The sequence below is a fragment of the Brunnivagina elsteri CCALA 953 genome, from assembly GCF_002289455.1.
Classification (GTDB): domain Bacteria; phylum Cyanobacteriota; class Cyanobacteriia; order Cyanobacteriales; family Nostocaceae; genus Brunnivagina; species Brunnivagina elsteri.
In genome coordinates this window covers 1-17,049 of sequence record NZ_NTFS01000104.1, presented here as the reverse complement: position 1 = coordinate 17,049, position 17,049 = coordinate 1, and the positions used below count along the sequence as shown (strand labels likewise).

General features: G+C 42.6%; 25 protein-coding genes. 2 read left to right on the top strand and 23 right to left on the bottom strand.

The window, feature by feature from the left end; translation table 11 throughout:
• Positions 1–205 precede the first annotated feature (205 nt).
• From CK510_RS11620 to rplC, 20 genes are all read right to left on the bottom strand, one after another.
• Complete coding sequence (locus CK510_RS11620) at positions 206–757, bottom strand: adenylate kinase (RefSeq protein WP_095721858.1); 552 nt, start codon at positions 755–757, stop codon at positions 206–208.
• Entirely contained in the window at positions 757–2,070 is a 1,314-nt protein-coding gene (gene secY, locus CK510_RS11615; RefSeq protein ID WP_095721857.1) for a preprotein translocase subunit SecY, read from the bottom strand. The genes CK510_RS11620 and secY overlap by 1 nt, the downstream gene beginning before the upstream one ends.
• A gap of 82 nt (positions 2,071–2,152) precedes the next feature.
• Positions 2,153–2,599 carry a 50S ribosomal protein L15 gene (rplO, locus tag CK510_RS11610; protein WP_095721856.1) on the bottom strand — a complete coding sequence of 149 codons (447 nt, stop codon included), beginning with the start codon at positions 2,597–2,599 and terminating at the stop codon, positions 2,153–2,155.
• Between the two features lie 39 nt (positions 2,600–2,638).
• The gene (gene rpsE / locus CK510_RS11605; RefSeq protein WP_095721855.1) at positions 2,639–3,169 is read right to left on the bottom strand and encodes a 30S ribosomal protein S5; all 531 of its coding nucleotides are present in this window, start codon (positions 3,167–3,169) and stop codon (positions 2,639–2,641) included.
• A gap of 156 nt (positions 3,170–3,325) precedes the next feature.
• Positions 3,326–3,688 (bottom strand): 50S ribosomal protein L18, encoded by a 363-nt coding sequence (rplR, locus tag CK510_RS11600; RefSeq protein WP_095721854.1) that lies wholly within the window; start codon positions 3,686–3,688, stop codon positions 3,326–3,328.
• A 3-nt stretch (positions 3,689–3,691) separates the two neighbouring features.
• On the bottom strand, positions 3,692–4,237 hold the full coding sequence (gene rplF / locus CK510_RS11595) for a 50S ribosomal protein L6 (protein ID WP_095721853.1): 546 nt from the start codon (positions 4,235–4,237) through the stop codon (positions 3,692–3,694).
• 92 nt (positions 4,238–4,329) lie between these two features.
• On the bottom strand, positions 4,330–4,731 hold the full coding sequence (rpsH, locus tag CK510_RS11590; RefSeq protein WP_095721852.1) for a 30S ribosomal protein S8: 402 nt from the start codon (positions 4,729–4,731) through the stop codon (positions 4,330–4,332).
• Positions 4,732–4,753: 22 nt separating this feature from the next.
• Positions 4,754–5,299 carry a 50S ribosomal protein L5 gene (rplE, locus tag CK510_RS11585; protein WP_095721851.1) on the bottom strand — a complete coding sequence of 182 codons (546 nt, stop codon included), beginning with the start codon at positions 5,297–5,299 and terminating at the stop codon, positions 4,754–4,756.
• A 207-nt stretch (positions 5,300–5,506) separates the two neighbouring features.
• Complete coding sequence (gene rplX, locus CK510_RS11580) at positions 5,507–5,854, bottom strand: 50S ribosomal protein L24 (RefSeq protein ID WP_095721850.1); 348 nt, start codon at positions 5,852–5,854, stop codon at positions 5,507–5,509.
• Positions 5,854–6,222, bottom strand: coding sequence for a 50S ribosomal protein L14 (rplN, locus tag CK510_RS11575; RefSeq protein ID WP_095721849.1), 369 nt, complete (start codon positions 6,220–6,222; stop codon positions 5,854–5,856). The genes rplX and rplN overlap by 1 nt, the downstream gene beginning before the upstream one ends.
• Positions 6,223–6,273: 51 nt before the next feature.
• Positions 6,274–6,513 (bottom strand): 30S ribosomal protein S17, encoded by a 240-nt coding sequence (rpsQ, locus tag CK510_RS11570; protein WP_095721848.1) that lies wholly within the window; start codon positions 6,511–6,513, stop codon positions 6,274–6,276.
• 225 nt (positions 6,514–6,738) lie between these two features.
• Positions 6,739–6,954, bottom strand: coding sequence for a 50S ribosomal protein L29 (rpmC, locus tag CK510_RS11565; protein WP_095721847.1), 216 nt, complete (start codon positions 6,952–6,954; stop codon positions 6,739–6,741).
• A gap of 9 nt (positions 6,955–6,963) precedes the next feature.
• Positions 6,964–7,419, bottom strand: coding sequence for a 50S ribosomal protein L16 (gene rplP, locus CK510_RS11560; protein WP_095721846.1), 456 nt, complete (start codon positions 7,417–7,419; stop codon positions 6,964–6,966).
• 180 nt (positions 7,420–7,599) lie between these two features.
• Complete coding sequence (gene rpsC / locus CK510_RS11555; RefSeq protein ID WP_095721859.1) at positions 7,600–8,388, bottom strand: 30S ribosomal protein S3; 789 nt, start codon at positions 8,386–8,388, stop codon at positions 7,600–7,602.
• Positions 8,389–8,485: 97 nt separating this feature from the next.
• Positions 8,486–8,857 (bottom strand): 50S ribosomal protein L22, encoded by a 372-nt coding sequence (gene rplV / locus CK510_RS11550; RefSeq protein ID WP_095721845.1) that lies wholly within the window; start codon positions 8,855–8,857, stop codon positions 8,486–8,488.
• A 9-nt stretch (positions 8,858–8,866) separates the two neighbouring features.
• A complete protein-coding gene (gene rpsS / locus CK510_RS11545; RefSeq protein ID WP_095721844.1) occupies positions 8,867–9,145 on the bottom strand; it encodes a 30S ribosomal protein S19 in 279 nt (92 codons plus the stop codon).
• A 90-nt stretch (positions 9,146–9,235) separates the two neighbouring features.
• Positions 9,236–10,099: a 50S ribosomal protein L2 gene (gene rplB, locus CK510_RS11540; protein ID WP_095721843.1), complete on the bottom strand. Its 864-nt coding sequence runs from the start codon at positions 10,097–10,099 to the stop codon at positions 9,236–9,238.
• Between the two features lie 166 nt (positions 10,100–10,265).
• Entirely contained in the window at positions 10,266–10,583 is a 318-nt protein-coding gene (locus tag CK510_RS11535; protein ID WP_095721842.1) for a 50S ribosomal protein L23, read from the bottom strand.
• On the bottom strand, positions 10,576–11,208 hold the full coding sequence (gene rplD, locus CK510_RS11530; RefSeq protein WP_095721841.1) for a 50S ribosomal protein L4: 633 nt from the start codon (positions 11,206–11,208) through the stop codon (positions 10,576–10,578). Before rplD ends, CK510_RS11535 begins: the two co-directional genes overlap by 8 nt.
• Positions 11,209–11,348: 140 nt before the next feature.
• Positions 11,349–11,990 (bottom strand): 50S ribosomal protein L3, encoded by a 642-nt coding sequence (rplC, locus tag CK510_RS11525; RefSeq protein WP_095721840.1) that lies wholly within the window; start codon positions 11,988–11,990, stop codon positions 11,349–11,351.
• A 961-nt stretch (positions 11,991–12,951) separates the two neighbouring features.
• Here rplC and CK510_RS11520 point away from each other — a divergent pair.
• Positions 12,952–13,431: an NAD(P)H-quinone oxidoreductase subunit N gene (locus CK510_RS11520; RefSeq protein ID WP_095721839.1), complete on the top strand. Its 480-nt coding sequence runs from the start codon at positions 12,952–12,954 to the stop codon at positions 13,429–13,431.
• Positions 13,432–13,541: 110 nt separating this feature from the next.
• Here CK510_RS11520 and CK510_RS11515 read toward each other — a convergent pair whose 3' ends face one another.
• Positions 13,542–14,174 carry an autotransporter outer membrane beta-barrel domain-containing protein gene (locus tag CK510_RS11515; protein WP_158224887.1) on the bottom strand — a complete coding sequence of 211 codons (633 nt, stop codon included), beginning with the start codon at positions 14,172–14,174 and terminating at the stop codon, positions 13,542–13,544.
• Between the two features lie 382 nt (positions 14,175–14,556).
• On the opposite strand from CK510_RS11515, the gene CK510_RS11510 reads away from it, so the two are divergent.
• The gene (locus CK510_RS11510; RefSeq protein WP_095721837.1) at positions 14,557–15,096 is read left to right on the top strand and encodes a DUF3172 domain-containing protein; all 540 of its coding nucleotides are present in this window, start codon (positions 14,557–14,559) and stop codon (positions 15,094–15,096) included.
• Between the two features lie 275 nt (positions 15,097–15,371).
• Here the strand turns inward: CK510_RS11510 and CK510_RS11505 are convergent, their stop codons facing one another.
• A complete protein-coding gene (locus CK510_RS11505) occupies positions 15,372–16,349 on the bottom strand; it encodes an AMIN domain-containing protein (protein WP_095721836.1) in 978 nt (325 codons plus the stop codon).
• 7 nt (positions 16,350–16,356) lie between these two features.
• On the bottom strand, positions 16,357–17,049 hold a 693-nt coding region (locus CK510_RS11500), incomplete at its 5' end, for a hypothetical protein (RefSeq protein WP_211293173.1).

The window sequence follows — 17,049 nt, the reverse complement described above, 5'->3', positions numbered from 1 at the left end:
GTTTAGACAAGTGTTTTTTTCCTCAACTCAATATTTTTGTAGTCACTTGCAATTCAGCTACTACTGCAAGCAAACATATTTTGCTAAATATATCAACAGTTTATTAATATATCTTATTTAAAAGAGAATTTGGACATAGCTAGGTTGAGGGGCATTGGTCATTGGCAAAACAAAGGGCAAACAACCATTACCCATTAACCTTTCCCTAAGAAATAGCTTTTGTGATTTCGACAGTGACGTCTTCCAGAGACTGATTCCCATTAACTATAAACAATTGCTCTCTAGAACTGTAATAGTCAATTAATGGTGCAGTTTCCGAGCGATAAACTTCAAGACGACGACGAATTACATCTTCGCTATCGTCTTTACGTCCGCGCTCAAGCAAACGTCCCACCACAACATCATCGGGAACATCCAAGTTGACAACCCTTTCCCCCCTTTGCTCTAGTTTTTGCAATAAAGATTGTAAGAAACTAGCCTGTTGAACAGTTCGAGGAAAACCATCAAGAATCCAGCCAGATTCAGTATCGGCTTGCTTGAGGCGTTCCTCTACCATGTCTTGTACTAAGTGGTCCGGAACTAACTCACCCTTATCCATATAAATCTGGGCTTTAATTCCTAAAGGGGTTTGGTGTTTTAATGCTTGGCGTAAAATATCACCCGTAGAAATGTGGGGAATTTGCAAGTGGTCTGCGAGTTCTTTCGCTTGCGTTCCCTTGCCCGCACCCGGAGGTCCCAAGAAGATTAGTCGCGTCACTATTGTTTCACCATTCCTTCATAGCGCTGAGAGATTACATAGGTTTGTATCTGCTTCGCCGTATCAATCGCCACACCAACCAAGATTAATAGCGAGGTAGCACCAAATCCTTGAAACGTCCGAATATTCAGGAATCCCTCGATTCCGGTGGGAACGATCGCAATTAATCCTAAGAAAATTGCACCTAAAAAGGTTAATCGATTTAATACACGCTCGATATACTCACTAGTAGCTTTCCCAGGACGAATACCGGGGATACTCGAACCCATTTTTTTGAGGTTCTGTGCCACATCGACTGGATTCACTATTAGTGAGGAGTAGAAGTAGCTAAAGAAAACAATTGAAACCAATTGTACTAGTGCGTAAACCCAAGAAGCGTTCCCACCGGGACTGAGATACGTTTGGACTATATTGGCGAAAGTTGGATTTTTGGCGAATTGGGAAATCAAAGCAGGCAAACTGAGGATGGCAGATGCAAAAATAATTGGCATGACACCACCTTGATTGAGACGCAATGGCAGATAACTACGTTGTTCTGCCAAAATACGACGACCCACTTGACGACGAGCTGAGATAATGGGGATGCGACGGACACCTTCTTGGATGAAAACAATCCCAACAGTTGTGACTAAGAACAGAAGTAACAAAACGATCACCCGACCGACTGTATCGCGTCCACCACTTTCAACTAATTGGATTGTATTTTGTAAGGATTTCGGCAGTGTGGCGACAATATTGACAAAAATCAACAAAGATGCGCCATTTCCAATTCCCCGTTCGGTAACAACTTCCGAAGCCCACATTACAAACATGGAACCAGCAACAAGTGCGATCGCGGTTTGAGCGATGAAAAAAGGTCCAGGTTTAATGGCATATGCTTGTAACCAAAACCCTGAGATGAAAACACTTTGTAAAATTGCCCATCCCAACGAAACATAACGGGTATATTGGGAAAGCTTACGTCTGCCAGCTTCGCCTTCATTTTTTTGTAAATTTTCTAAAGCAGGGATGGCGGCGGTTAAAAGTTGGATGATAATCGAGGCATTAATATAAGGCAAAATGCCCAGCGCGAATACACCAAGCGCCGATAGTCCGCCTCCCGAAAAGATATCCAAAAAGCTTAATACTTGATTATTATTTGCGATCGCGGCAGCAAAAGCTTCACGATTGATGCCCGGAATAGGTATATGAATACCCAACCGAATCAAAATTAAAATACCGACCGTAACAAGCAGCCGACCTCTAAGTCCAGCTGCTTGCGCCATCTGCATAAAAGTTTCTTGAGCGCTTGGGGGTTTATCTCGACTAATCATAGAGGGTGTTACCTAGAAAGTGAACCTGGCGCTGGAAAGGGAGATTACTGACCCTGAGAGTGCGTCCAGAAGAGGTATCTACTCACCTCGAAATTTCACAACTCCCACCAGCTGCTTCAATTTTGCTACGAGCTGATGCGGTAAAAGCCGCCGCTTTAACTTTGAGTGCAACACCCAATTCCCCATTACCCAGTACTTTCAAAGGGTCTTTGCCTGATGTCAGGATTCCGACTTCTTTCAAAGATTCCAATGATACCTCTGTATCTGCGGGGAGCGAAGCTAGCTTTTCTACATTAATCGTAGTGTATTTCTTGTGAGGAGCGAGAGGAAAGCCCTTCAACTTTGGTAAACGGCGGTACAAGGGTTGTTGACCACCTTCAAAACCGGGTCTAGTTCCGCCACCAGAACGGGAATTTTGACCGCGCATCCCTAAACCAGCACTTGCACCTTGACCAGCTGCAATACCGCGACCAACGCGGCGAGCGCGTTTTTTTGAGCCAACTTGCGGCTTTAAATCATGGAGTCTCATGGCTTAATAATTCGTCCTTAATTACATTTACTGTGGATTTTACTGAGCGTAGAGCCTTTCAATGGGAACACCACGGTCTTCAGCGACTTGCGAAAAAGTACGCAGGGTAGAAAGTGCATTCACAGCAGCGCGAGCATTGTTCAAAGGATTGTTCGAGCCAAGTTGTTTTGCCAAAATGTTACGGATTCCAGCCAATTCGAGAACTGTACGCACTGCACCACCGGCGATTACACCAGTACCAGGAGCAGCCGGACGCATCATGACTTTAGCACCACCACCCATGCCATTAATGGGATGGGGGATTGAGTTTGATTTTGTCATTGGGATATCAATTAGGTGTTTTTTGCCGTCAGCTACACCTTTTTTCACAGCACCAATAACATCGGATGCCTTACCGACTCCAACACCAACCTGACCACGTTCGTTACCAACAACAACGATGGCACGGAAACTGAGTTTTTTACCACCTTTAACTACTTTACTAACGCGACGAATTTGAATAACCCGTTCTTGCCAGGTAGTTTCTTCTTTTTTCGTACGGTTTGATTTCTTACGACCACCAGTTGCCATATTTAATGTCCTTTGCGATTTGTTATTAGTTACTGGTTATTTGTTATTGGTTATTGGCTATTAGTTATTGGTTATTGGTTATTAATTTAATTAACTATTAACCATTAACGACTAATTAGTAACTATTAACTACTAACCATTAACTACTAACCAATTTTAAAAATCCAAACCAGCTTCACGGGCTGCTTCCGCTAGTGCCTTAATCCGCCCGTGGTAAAGATTACCACCACGGTCGAATACTACTTGTGTAATACCTTTTTCAATCGAACGTTTGGCGATCAATTTTCCAACTTCGGTTGAAGCTTGGCAGTTACCACTAGAAGCCAATTGAGTTTTCAATTCTGGGTCTAAAGTAGAAGCTGCAACTAAGGTGTGATGTGATACATCATCAATCACTTGAACATAAATATGCTCATTGGAACGAAATACAGCCAAACGGGGACGTTCTGAAGAACCACTGATCTTGCCGCGAATACGACGACGACGGCGGTCTTTCGATTCTCTGCGAGTGAGTTTCATATCTTATTTCTTACCCTTACCAGTCTTACCAGCTTTACGACGAACAGCTTCGCCAGAGTAGCGAATACCTTTACCTTTGTAGGGTTCGGGTGGACGAACAGCGCGAATTTGTGCTGCTGTATTACCAACGATCTCTTTGTCGTATCCGGTAACTATGACGTTGGTATTGCCTTCAACTGCGAACTGAATCCCATCGGGAGGTACAATTTGCACTTGATGGCTGTAACCCATGTTGAGAACGAGATTACGACCTTGAAGCGCAGCCCGATAACCAACCCCTTGAATTTCCAAACGTCGCTGAAAACCTTGGGATACACCTTCTACCATATTTGCTACAAGGGTCCGGCATAAACCATGTAATTGGCGGGATTGCCGAGTTTCATCACGGCGATTTACAGAAAGGATTTCTCCCTCTTGTGCCACCGATATATTGGGGGGCAAACTACGGAAAAGTTCGCCTTTGGGACCTTTTACAACTATTTTGGCACCATTAATTGTCACTTGGACTTTCGCTGGAACCGTAATTGGACGTTTACCGATTCGAGACATAATTTTTACCTTTGCTTTCGTTATGAGTTGTTAGTGGTGGGTTATGAGTTGTGTTTTGAATTCCTCACTCCTCAAACAAACTCCTAACTTTCCTACCAAACGTAACAAAGCACTTCACCACCGACATTTTGGCGGCGGGCTTCGCGGTCTGTCATAATGCCGCTTGATGTGGAAATAATTGCAATACCAATACCACCAAGTACGCGCGGCAGGTCTTTACGGTTGGAATAAACACGCAAGCCTGGTTTGCTAATTCGTTTGAGGGCTGTAATTAGGGGTTGGCGACTTTTGCCCTTATATTTAAGGGAAATTACCAAATTTGTTCTAATACCCTCTCCGGCTTCTTCAAATTCACCGATAAAGCCTTCTTCACGCAACACTAGTGCAATGTTGCGAGTCATTTTTGTTGCAGGCACTAATGTTGTTTGATGCCTTGCCATATTGGCATTGCGGATGCGCGTGAGCATATCTGCAATTGTGTCGTTTACCGCCATCTTTCCCTCTGTCTAGATGAACTTATTGATCGCGAAAGGGCATACCCATTTCTTTGAGTAAAGCGCGACCTTCTTCGTCGTTTTTAGCTGTGGTAATGATAGAGATGTCCATACCACGAATTTGGTCGATTTTGTCGTATTCGACTTCTGGAAATATTAATTGTTCACGAATGCCAAGGGTATAATTCCCCCGTCCGTCAAAGCTTTTGGGGCTAATTCCGCGAAAGTCGCGGATTCGAGGCAGTGCCAGATTAATCAAGCGTTCGAGGAAAGAATACATCCGGTCACCACGTAGTGTCACCATGACTCCTACGGGCATTCCTTCACGAATTTTAAAACCTGCGATCGCTTTTTTAGCTCTGGTGACAACTGGCTTTTGACCAGTAATTAATGCAATTTCGCTGAGACAAGCTTCGAGCGCTTTTGCATTAGTTGCAGCCTCTCCCAATCCTCTGTTCACAGTAACTTTAATGACTTTAGGTACTTGGTGAACGTTCGTATAATCAAACTGTTTGATCAGTTTGGGAGTTATGGTCTCTTGAAATGTGGACTTGAGCTTATTTGCCATAATTGCGGTCCTTAATATCCCTGGTCTTTGTCAGGGAAAAAGTAAGTTATGAGTGATGAATTATGAATTATGAGTTATAAATCGAGTGATGAATTATGAGTTATTAGTTATAAATTGAGTTACTAATTAAATACTTATTTTTAATTATTAACTCCTAACTATTAACTCCTAACTATTAGCTCCTAACTCTCAACTTCTAACTCCTAACTATTTATCTAGGATTTCTCCAGTCTTTTTGAGCATTCGCACTTTCTTCCCTTCTGCGGTGACGGTGTAGCAAACTCGGCTAGCAACATTTTGCTTGGTCGAATACAACATCACATTAGAACTATGAATGGGAAACTCTTGGGTAACAACCCGTCCTGATTCCCCTTCGGCTTGGGGTTTGACGTGTTTTGTTTTCATATTCACGCCTTTGACAAGAACTTTGCTGTCTTGGGGAAGCGCTTTCATCACTTCGCCGACTTTGCCTTTGTCTTTACCAGCGATTACTTGTACGGTATCGCCAGTTTTGACATGCATCTTGTGGAAGACTTTAGGCTTTTCCTTTGGCATTAAAGCACCTCCGGTGCCAGGGATACAATTTTGGTGAAACTTCTTTCTCGTAATTCCCGTGCTACGGGACCGAAAACACGGGTACCTTTGGGATTGCCATCTTTGTTGATGATGACTGCGGCGTTATCGTCAAAACGAATACTCATGCCGCTATCTCTACGGATAGTGTGACGGGTACGGACGATAACTGCTTCGACAACATCGGATTTTTTAACACCCATGTTGGGGATAGCATCTTTAACGACACCGATAATGCGATCGCCAATGAAGCCATAACGGCTGTTACCTTTACTCAGTACGCGGATGCACATAATTTTGCGCGCACCGCTGTTATCTGCCACATTGAGATAAGATTGCTGCTGAATCACGATTACTCTCCCTAGAAAGTCGTTAGATTTCTAACAACGATGATGTTTATGTTACTTAGTCAGGATTTCTGTGACTTGCCAGCGTTTTGTTTTACTCAGTGGTCGGGTTTCGGAAATACGAACGCGATCGCCGATTTTACACTTATCCCCTTCATCATGAGCTTTATAACGCCGGGTTTTCACCACGATTTTTCCGTACTTAGGGTGGGGAGCGCGGTTTTCAACGGCAACTACTACCGTTTTTTGCATTTTGTCGCTCACTACCAAACCGACTCTTTCTTTAACTGCCATAATCTCCTACTTCTTAGAGTTATGAGTTATGAGTTATGAGTTGTAAGTTATGAGTTGTAAGTTATGAGTTGTAAGTTATGAGTTGTAAGTTATGAGTAAAATTCACTTGAATATTTAACTCTTAATCCCTAACTCCTAATCTCTAACTCCTAATCCCTAACTCCTAATTCCTAACTCCTAATCCCTAACTCCTAATCCCTAACTCCTAATTCCTAACTTTAACTCCTAACTTTCCTTTGCTACTGCTTTTTTACGCTCAGTTTCCACAGTTAATAACTGTGATAAACGATGGCGAGCATGTCTAAATTGATGGGGTTTTTCTAGCTGTCTTGTCGCTTTTTGCAACCGCAATTGAAACAATTGCTTTTTAACTGCCAGAATTTCCTCAACTAATCTTTCATCACTTAATTCTCTAGCTTCTGAAATCTTGGGAAGCGGCATTACCTACTCCTACTCCTGTACCTGTACCTGTACCTGTTCTGGTTCTTGGGGTTCTATTTCAGAACGCGAAATAAATTTAGTTTTAATCGGCAACTTATAAGCTGCCAAACGCATTGCTTCGCGAGCTGTTTCTTCGGTAACACCAGCGATTTCAAATAAAATACGCCCCGGCTTCACCACAGCGACCCAATACTCAGGGTTTCCTTTACCGGAACCCATCCGAGTTTCTGCGGGACGCATAGTGACTGGTTTATCAGGGAAGATACGAATCCAAATTTTACCACCCCGGCGGATATAACGAGTCATCGCCCGACGGGAAGCCTCGATTTGCCTTGAGGTAATCCAGCATGGTTCCTGTGCTTGGAGAGCAAAATCACCAAAATTTAAGGTGCTTCCACGTGAAGCTAACCCTTTCATCCGTCCGCGTTGCTGTTTGCGGAATTTAGTTCTTCTTGGACTTAGCATAACTTTAGTAACAATTTTGGATTACCCTTCGGGAAGCCACCCTCTGGGTGTCTACGGATTTAAGATTTAGAATTTTGATTGAAGAACAAGCCTTAAAATTCCGTTTATCCCTATTTGGGGATTTTGGATTGAAGAACAAATCTCAAATCTCAAATCTCAAATCTCAAATCTAAAATTCATTTATCCTTCATTTGAGCGGTCTTCAAATTGTTGACGACGACGTTGACCACCACCACCACCACGACGACGGGGTTCGCCGCGATCGCCTCGTTCTCGATCTCTATCTCGATTTGAGCTTGGTGCAGCAACTTCTTCTTGTCCGGGGATAATCTCGCCTTTGAATACCCAAACCTTGATACCAAGGATACCGTAGATAGTTTTGGCTGTGCAGCATGAGTAGTCAATGTCAGCCCGTAAGGTATGCAAAGGAACGCTTCCTTCCCGTGATGCTTCTGTACGAGCGATTTCAGCACCGTTGAGACGACCGCTAACTTGAATTTTGATGCCTTGGATTCCAGCACGTTGGGCACGTTGAATTGCTTGACGCACGACTCGACGGAAGGACACCCGACGTTCAAGTTGCTGCGCTACATATTCGGCAATCAAATAAGCATCGGCATCAACTCGCTGAACTTCAACAACGTTAATGCGAATTTGGCGGTTGCTACCAAGAAGTTCTTGCAGTCCGGTACGCAGTGATTCAATACCTTGCCCTCCTCGTCCAACAACAACACCAGGTCTGGCGGTGCGAACTTCAAGGTCAATTTGGTCAGCTTTGCGTTCAATCCGAACTTCGGAAATTCCGGCGTTATTTTGTGCTAATCGACCTAGCTTCTCTTCGATGTATTTGCGAAGTTTATAGTCTTCTTGCAAAAGCTCTGGATAGCGGCTAGGTTCTGCAAACCAACGAGATTGGTGTTCTCGAGTAATCCCCAGGCGAAAGCCTACTGGATGAATCTTCTGTCCCACAAATACTTCCTCTAAAATTTCTTGCTGTAGGAGTTTTTTTGTAAATATCGCGCAGTTGACACAACGTACTCTTTTGAATAAGTTTTGGCAATGTGTTTTATTTCGCAGCTGCACCTTCAGCTACAGCAACAGTTATATGACATGTTGGTTTGCGAATTTGGTAGGCTCGACCCTGCGCTCTAGGTTGGAAACGCTTGAGAACTGGACCTTGGTCGGCATACGCTTGAGTAATTACTAATTGTGTGCGGTCGAGTCCGTTGTTATGTTCGGCGTTTGCAGCAGCGCTACGAATTAGTTTGAGGACGATATCGCAAGCTCGATAAGGCATGAATTCGAGAATGATTAATGCCTCGCGATAGCTTCTACCTCGTATTTGGTCGAGAACCCGCCGCACTTTCAAAGGTGACATGCGGATATAGCGTGCGATCGCTTTAACTTCTTTAGTATTAGTAGTAGTATCAGTTGCCATAATTTTCTCCTATCTACCACCTTTCTTGTCGCTTTTTGCATGACCACGATAAGTACGGGTAGGAGCAAATTCGCCTAATTTATGTCCTACCATTTGGTCACTCACAAACACGGGAACATGCTGTCTACCGTTATGTACAGCGATAGTATGACCTACCATCTGCGGCAGTATGGTTGATGCCCGCGACCAAGTTTTAATGACTTCTTTTTTGTTGATAGCGTTGAGCTTATCTATCTTTTTGAGCAAATGATCCGCAACAAAGGGACCTTTTTTCAGAGAACGACCCATAGGATTCCGATTCGAGTTAGGAGTTATTTTAAGTTAGGAGTTAGGAGCTAATAAGATTTAGGAATTAAAACTCATAACTCCTAACTATTTCTAAGACTCGCGTCCGCCACGTCCGCGCTTCGATGTCTTACGACGACGACGTACAATCAACGCGCTGCTTGCTTTCTTGCGTTTGCGAGTCTTCATACCCAGTGCTGGTTTACCCCAAGGTGTTACAGGACCGGAGCGACCAATCGGTGCCCGACCCTCACCACCACCATGTGGGTGGTCTACTGGGTTCATGGCGCTACCTCTGACTTTGGGGCGACGACCCTTCCAACGATTACGTCCTGCCTTACCAGCACTTAAGTTGCGGTGTTCTATATTTCCAACTTGTCCAATGGTGGCGTAGCATTCGCGACGTACCATGCGAACTTCGGTAGAAGGTAATTTTAAGGTGACATAATCACCTTCTTTAGCAACTACTTGAGCCGATGCTCCGGCTGCACGGACGATTTGACCACCTTTCCCGGCAATCAATTCGACGTTGTGAACTGTTGCACCTAAAGGAATATTCGCCAAAGGTAATGCATTCCCATCTTCAATTGGAGAGTCTGGTCCTGCAATTACAGTTGTGCCTACTTTCAAGCCGTTCGGATGAAGGATATAACGCTTTTCCCCATCTCGATAAAAAAGTAATGCAATCCGGGCATTGCGGTTGGGGTCATACTCGATAGCGGCTACTTTTGCAGGGATACTGCGTTTGTCGCGCTTAAAGTCGATGATGCGATAAAGCTGTTTGTGTCCGCCACCCCGACGACGGCTGGTGATGCGTCCGAGGTTGTTACGACCTTTGTGACGATGTTTATTTACCGTTAACGACTTTTCGGGTTCGCTTTTGGTAATTTCCGCAAAGTCAGAAACTGTGACTTCTCGCGTGCTGGGGGTGTAGGGACGATAAGAACGAGTACCCATAATTTCAGTTAAGAGTTGAGAGTTAGGAGTTAGGATTTAGGAGTTGGAGGGATTAGAAGTGAGTTGGAGACACTCTGAAAAGGTCTCTATACGTAACTTAGGAGTTCATAAATAAATTATTTACTACTCTTAATTGCTCACTTTTAACTTCTCACTCCTAACTTTTTTAGACTTCTGGGAATAAAACTTGTCGAATCTTCTCTTCATCTCCAGGTGCAATTGTTACAATTGCCTTTTTATAATGGGGTTTGAAGCCAACAAACTTACCAACACGCTTTTTCTTACGCGGTGGGTTGAGGGTATTCACCTTGGTGACTTTGACATCAAAAAGGCTTTCGATTGCCGCTTTAATTTGGAATTTATCGGCTTTGGGAGCGACTTCAAATGTGTATTTGTTTTGCTCCATCAAGATTGTCGCTTTTTCTGTAACGATGGGGCGACGTACTAAGTCGGGTAAATTACGGGGGTCGTTATAGTTAGGCACTGTAGACCTCCTGAACCTGTTCTAATGCTTGTGCTGTGATGATAATTTTGTCAGCATTGAGCATGTCATAAACGTTGAGTTGATTTGCCGATAGCATTTTCAGGTTTTCAACGTTGCGTGCTGAAAAATATACGTTGTCGTTACGTTCCGATGTAATCAATAGAGTTTTATTCTCTGGTGCGGAACCCCAACGTGCGATCGCAGATACCAATTCTTTGGTTTTTGGACGCGACATTTGCGAGTTAAATTCTTCGACAACGATTAAATCGTCAATTCGACTCGCGAATGCTGTACGCAACGCCAGTTTCCGCTCTTTGCGATTCATTTCTATATTAAATTTGCGCGGTTTGGGTCCAAAAATGACACCACCACCACGCCATAATGGCGAACGAATCGAACCTGCACGTGCCCGTCCTGTACCTTTTTGCCGCCACGGTTTGCGTCCACCACCTCGTACTTCCGAACGGGTTTTGGTATTTGCCGAACCCTGACGAGCGTTGGTCATTTGTCTAACCAATGCGCGATGCACGATATGGGAGGCATTCTCTTCCTTGGCAACCTTCATCTCGAACGTTTTTTGTCCGACTTGCTCGCCTTGCCAATTTTTAACTACACACTCAAACATTTTCTTGTCGGTTACTAAACTATTAGTGATTGGTTATTTGTTATTCAGCTATTTGTTATTCAGCTATTAGTTACTAGTTATTGGCGGCTCGAAACCCCATTACCTATTAACCACTAACCATTAACTACTCTTGACCAACATTATTTTTTTCTGGCTACTAAATTGGCAGGGGAGACGTTGACTAAGGCTCCAGGTTTGCCGGGAATGGCTCCTTTGATTAGCAATAGGTTACGTTCGGTATCGACTCGCACGACGGTTAATTTTTTTACAGTTATAGTCTTACCACCTAGACGACCCGCCATTTTCATACCGGGGAACACACGACCTGGTGTCGTACCCGCACCGATTGAACCGGGTTCTCGGTGGTTTTTAGAACCGTGTGACATGGGTCCTCGTGCGAAGTTGTTGCGTTTTTGGTTTCCCGCAAAACCTCGACCGATGCTTTTACCGCTCACGTCTACGATTTGACCATTACTAAAAATATCTGCCTGAATCTGCTGACCTAAAGAATATTCGCTGGCATTTGCTATGCGATATTCCCGCAAGTGACGTAAGGGTGGGGATTCTGATTTTTTCAAATGTCCCAGTTTTGGCTTACTTAAACCTTTTGGTCTCACTTCACGATAGCCAACCTGAATGGCAGAGTAACCGTCGGTCTGTTCAGTTTTTACTTGTGTAACTGTACATGGTCCCACTTGGATGATAGTGACAGGAATCGCCCTTCCAACTTCATCAAAGATTTGGGTCATGCCCAGTTTGGTGCCGAGAATACCTACAGACACAGTTACTGGTTCTCCTTATTTACTTATTTTTTTATCTAATTTCAGATTCTTAAACTAGCTATAAAATAGACTATCTAGAGAAAAGTCCCAAATAGTAAACGGATTAATCCGTTACCTAATCTTTTTGCTTGTTTGGCGAATCTGTTGAGTTAAGCTCAATTTCGCATCACCATTTTGACCACAGAGTTACCGTGAGAATCATCTTCATTAAAAAAAGTTACTCTCTGGTATTAATGCAAGGCTGAATTAGCTCTGCTAGTTGTGCAGCAACGCTTTATCTTAAGCATTACTCTGGCACTTTGGGGTTAACTTCGGACTTAAGTGGCGAACCACTCAGTATCCGCACTTCTGAGGCTGATGTAATGCTCTAAACCAACATTAATGCCCAGTTTTTGCTTTACTGACGACCACAAAGGTTTGTTTTCGGCTTATCGGATTTATCAGGACTAACCGAGTGAGTCTAACGAGTGAGTCTAACTAGAACTCCTTTAGTTTGATTTGGTATCTCTGATGAAGCTCCCAAATTTCCCTAAGATTCTTAATTGTATCAGTCTAAGAGTCACCCTAGATAGTTTACCCTATCTAAAAATAAATTGTCAGTTTTTTAGATATGATTTTGGCGAACCTAACCTCAGCGATGAAGCAACCTAATTTTAGTTTAAATTTGATTTCAAATTAAATTTGGTCACAATCTAATAATATAGCTTGTGACTTTGTTTTTGTCTATTATTTTTTTCTGCGAAATGGGGGATTAGGCGAACAGCAGTTTGTCTACCGTATTTTCGTGTTGACCACATAGCACTTCTCGTTTAGATGGGATACAAATCAGGGCAAACAGTCGTTTGCCCCTACAATATTCGCATTCAATTCGACTGATAACCGCTATAAGTTAATTATGTAATTGAATTTCACAATTCCCGGTCAATAATAGAAATATCTAAGTGGGATAGGAAAAAAACTCATGGCACTAATTACCACTGGTAAAGGGCTGATTCGCGATTTAGAGAAATATGGCGCTTTAGGCGTTTATGCTCCCTTGGAAGGGGGTTTTGAAGGTCGGTATCGTCGCCGATTGCGTGCTGCGGGTTACAATGCTCTAAACTTTACGGCACGGGGTTTAGGTGATGTGGCTGCCTATCTCACCCGAATTCACGGTGTTAGACCGCCGCATTTGGGTAAGAAAAGTACCAATAGTGGTGCGGCAGTTGGTTATGTTTATTACATACCTCCAATTTTGACTTATCAGTTAGAGCAGTTACCACCCAAGTCGAAAGGCTTGGTTTTGTGGATTATCGAAGGGCATGTTCTTTCCGATCAGGAGTTAGAGTACTTGGCTGCTTTACCAAGTATGGAACCGCGTGTCAAGGTGATTGTCGAACGAGGTGGCGATCGCTTTTTCCGTTGGACTCCTTTAGAGAAGACTTTGGCTGTGGCTAGCTAAATCGATGTGGAGACGCTACTAATCGCGTCTCTACGAATTAATGGTTTAGGGGCACGATTTTGCGATCGTGCCTTTAGCATTGCGTTGTTAAAATTGGTAACGGATTTCCCCTAGAACTTTTGGTACTTATAGTTATCCCTGCCAATCGCAGTTTCGTAGTTGATTACTGCAAATAAATCTGGTGATAATTGCCATTGTGTGCCTAGATTTAACTTGAAGTAATCGCGATCGCTCGCTGGGATTTTTGCTCGGATGGGAATACCTGGTTGGGTAAGTAGTTCTGTTGTAATTGTACGTTCGGTGTCGGTTAGCTGGTATTCGTAGCTACCACGAATATAAGGTATAAAAGTACCTATGTCAGTTTTAACAGTTGCAGAACTTTGAACACCTAAGCTCAAAATCAAAGATTCTGCTTGTTGTCCGTCCACTTTCAGATTCAGACTACCAGCACCTGCTTCTGTGTAACCATTAAGATTGATGCGATCGTAGGCTAAACCAATGTTGGCTCCGTAAGCGATGTTACCCGATTTCGCAATGTAGCCGCTATTTAAGTTTGCAGAAAATTGGTTGCTATTGGTGTTTGCTTTAGCGACGCGATTATCAAAAGCGATCGCACGCTGAATCTCGAAATTATGGTTTCCGTAAGTTGCAGTCCCACTGAGATAATAATTATTCTGGGAATAATTACCGTAAATGGAAACAGCATTACCATCTGTATTGATATCACCTTGATTTTGACGCAATTTACTTATTTACTTTCGTTTGCGGTTGAACTAATCGCTACACCTGCTGTTAAGTTTTCATGGAAACGGTAATCTGAACCAATCAAAAGAGTTGACGTGTGAATAGTCGAGAGTTGATCGATTGAGATTGCTTATTTGCAATTGATAAGGCAATTTCACCTTGGGGAATCACAGCTTGGGGAGATTTTAAAACTGCGATCGCATAGTTTTTATATGCACCGCACTTAAGTAGAAATCTCCGAAAAAATAATAAAAGACTAAAATACTAAAACTAAAAATACAAACTTATACACAATTACGGCGAGTAATCGTCATACTGGTAAAAGGGAGAGCAGTTTAGACCACTCACTCCTTTTACAGGCTAAACTTTGATAAAGTAACAATGAGACGTAGACCTACAGGTAGATCGGCTACTACTTCAAAATCTTCTGCTTTCCAATCCCCGATGTTCAATTTCACCACCATCGCGATTTTGGGAGGGGTGTTTATTCTGGGAATCGGGATTGGTATAGCTTTTAGCTCGACAACTACATTAACTCCATCGAATGTAGCTTCCCGCGAATTTATTGATACCAAAGCACCAAACCCAGAGATTTGCGCTCAAAATGGAGCCAGTGCAATGGTAATGGATGCTAGGTTGTTTGTGACTCTCAACCCGTTTAATGTTTACGTAAGTCAACCCAGTATGCGTCCTGGATGTGTTATCCGACAAAATAGCTGGGCTATTTTAGAGCAAAAAAATCTTATAACATCGAAACAAGTTAGAGATTGTAAAAACCGTTTAAATACTTTTGGTTTTACGGGTAGTTTGGATGGCGAAAAACCTGATATTCGCTGTATTTATCAAAATGAAGCAGCTGAAAACTTCTTCCTGACTCAACCTGGTGCGGTTACTCCATCTCAGGAAACGGATCGATTTTAAAACTTTAATTCAATTTTTCAATTAAAATTTCAATTTTTTTGGGAGAGATGCGATATATCGCGTCTCTACATTTATTAGGATTATTTTTCTAGAACAACGTGGAGTATACCGCAATATGGTTCAGGGAAGGATTTTTCGTCATAATTTTGGGCATGTAGAGACGTTGCAGTGCAACGTCTCTACATGGTTCAAATTTCAATCGATTTGTTTTATCTGAACCGTATTGGATTATACCGAACCTTTCCCCGATGTTTGAATAGCAAAATCATGTTGGATTATTGTCCTGGATTTGGTAGTAAATTTTGTCCCCAAGGTAATGGAGTTAGATTAGAATTGATACCACCATTTACGTCATTGGGGTAGGTAATAACTGAATTAGGGTTCATTAATGGTGGAGCATTATTAAAACCTCCAGATGGATTGGAGAAGATAGCTGGAGGCAATGTTGAACCAGGTATTTGTGGGGTGTTATTAGAGTTGAGCGGTGGTACGCTAACGAATGGTTGCTGTTGAGTGTTGTTGTTAATGTTATTAGTTAGTGGAGGAAGGTTATTATTTCCTCCCAATGTTGGTGGTAGGTTTCCGTTCGGTTGGGATGGATACAGTTCTGGTGGAATATTAGGTAAATTATTAGGAAGATTACCTACTGATGGAGGTGCATACATTCCTGGTGGTAGGTTGTTTTGAGGTTGAGGTGCGTAGGTTCCTGGTGGATAATTATTTGGTTGGTTCGGGAAATATCCTCCTGGTATGGTATTGGGATTATAGCTGGTGAGGAATGGACGCAATACCCAACGGTTAGAGGAGACTGATTGTAATGATACTTGGTTGGGGTTAAAGGTGCTTCCCGGAGCTAAGTCCATGACTATGCGGGTAACGCTGGCATTGAGTTGAGAAAGACGAACGCGCTGAATTGCACCATTGTAATCTTGTCGAGTCGAGACAAAGCCTAATTTTGTACTGGGAATGTCTATAACTAAGCGTTCTGGTTGACGAAGGTAAAGTAATTTTGGTTGGGAAGCAGCTGAGAGGGTAAATTCTAGTTGTGGAATTTCGGGGGAAAAGCGCCATTCTTGAAGTTGAGCATTCTGCGGATTGGCAATGCTAGCGCTTGGCAGTGATAAAGTTGCAGATAAGCTGAATATGCTAAATACACTAACTGAGAATAGCTTTTTGTAGGGATATTTGCGAATTGCCTGGGACAAATATTGCCATAAATCTACAAGCTGCTTATTTCCTAATTGGTTACTCATATTAATACTATCCTCTGCTGGTGAATACGTTTAGGTTTTTTTTGGAATGGTCGTTCGGATTTTGAGATTCTTTTTCAATTTTTATGGGAATAGCATTAAATTTAATTGGTTTTGGCTCATTATTGGAATTGATTAGACCAGAAATTTGACCGGAAAAACCTCCTTGGGGATTTAGATTGGCTTTAATGGTGAAGATTGTGGAGGGATTGAGATGAGATTTATTTTGAGTTGGGGTTATTGATGTTTTCGAGACTGGAAGGTGACAAAAGATTGTGGGATAAGCTTTTCCGGATAGGCTGAATTGTTGTTTGTTGAGTTTGCCATTCAGAGACAAGTTATTTTCGCTGGTTGGAGATAATTTGCTGTTTACTACTGTTGATAATTTTGGGGATAAAGAACTGTTTAAGAAAATACCTGATTGTTGAATATTTAATACCAGAATGTTGGGGTTTTGGCAATCGGGTAATTTTTCTGTGAGTTGCAATTCATAGTCTCCGTCGATAGATTGTGGTGCTTTGAGCTTACTTTCCCCGTAGACAGTTACTGTTTTGAAGATTACTAAAACCGAACTAATGGCAATAACGTAAAAAGCTAATGAGTTGAATTTGGGTTTATTCATGGGGATTCGGGAGTGGTAGGTTTTCTCTTGCGAAGGGGCTACGATATATACATAATTATCACCCAAATAAAAGAACCCCAC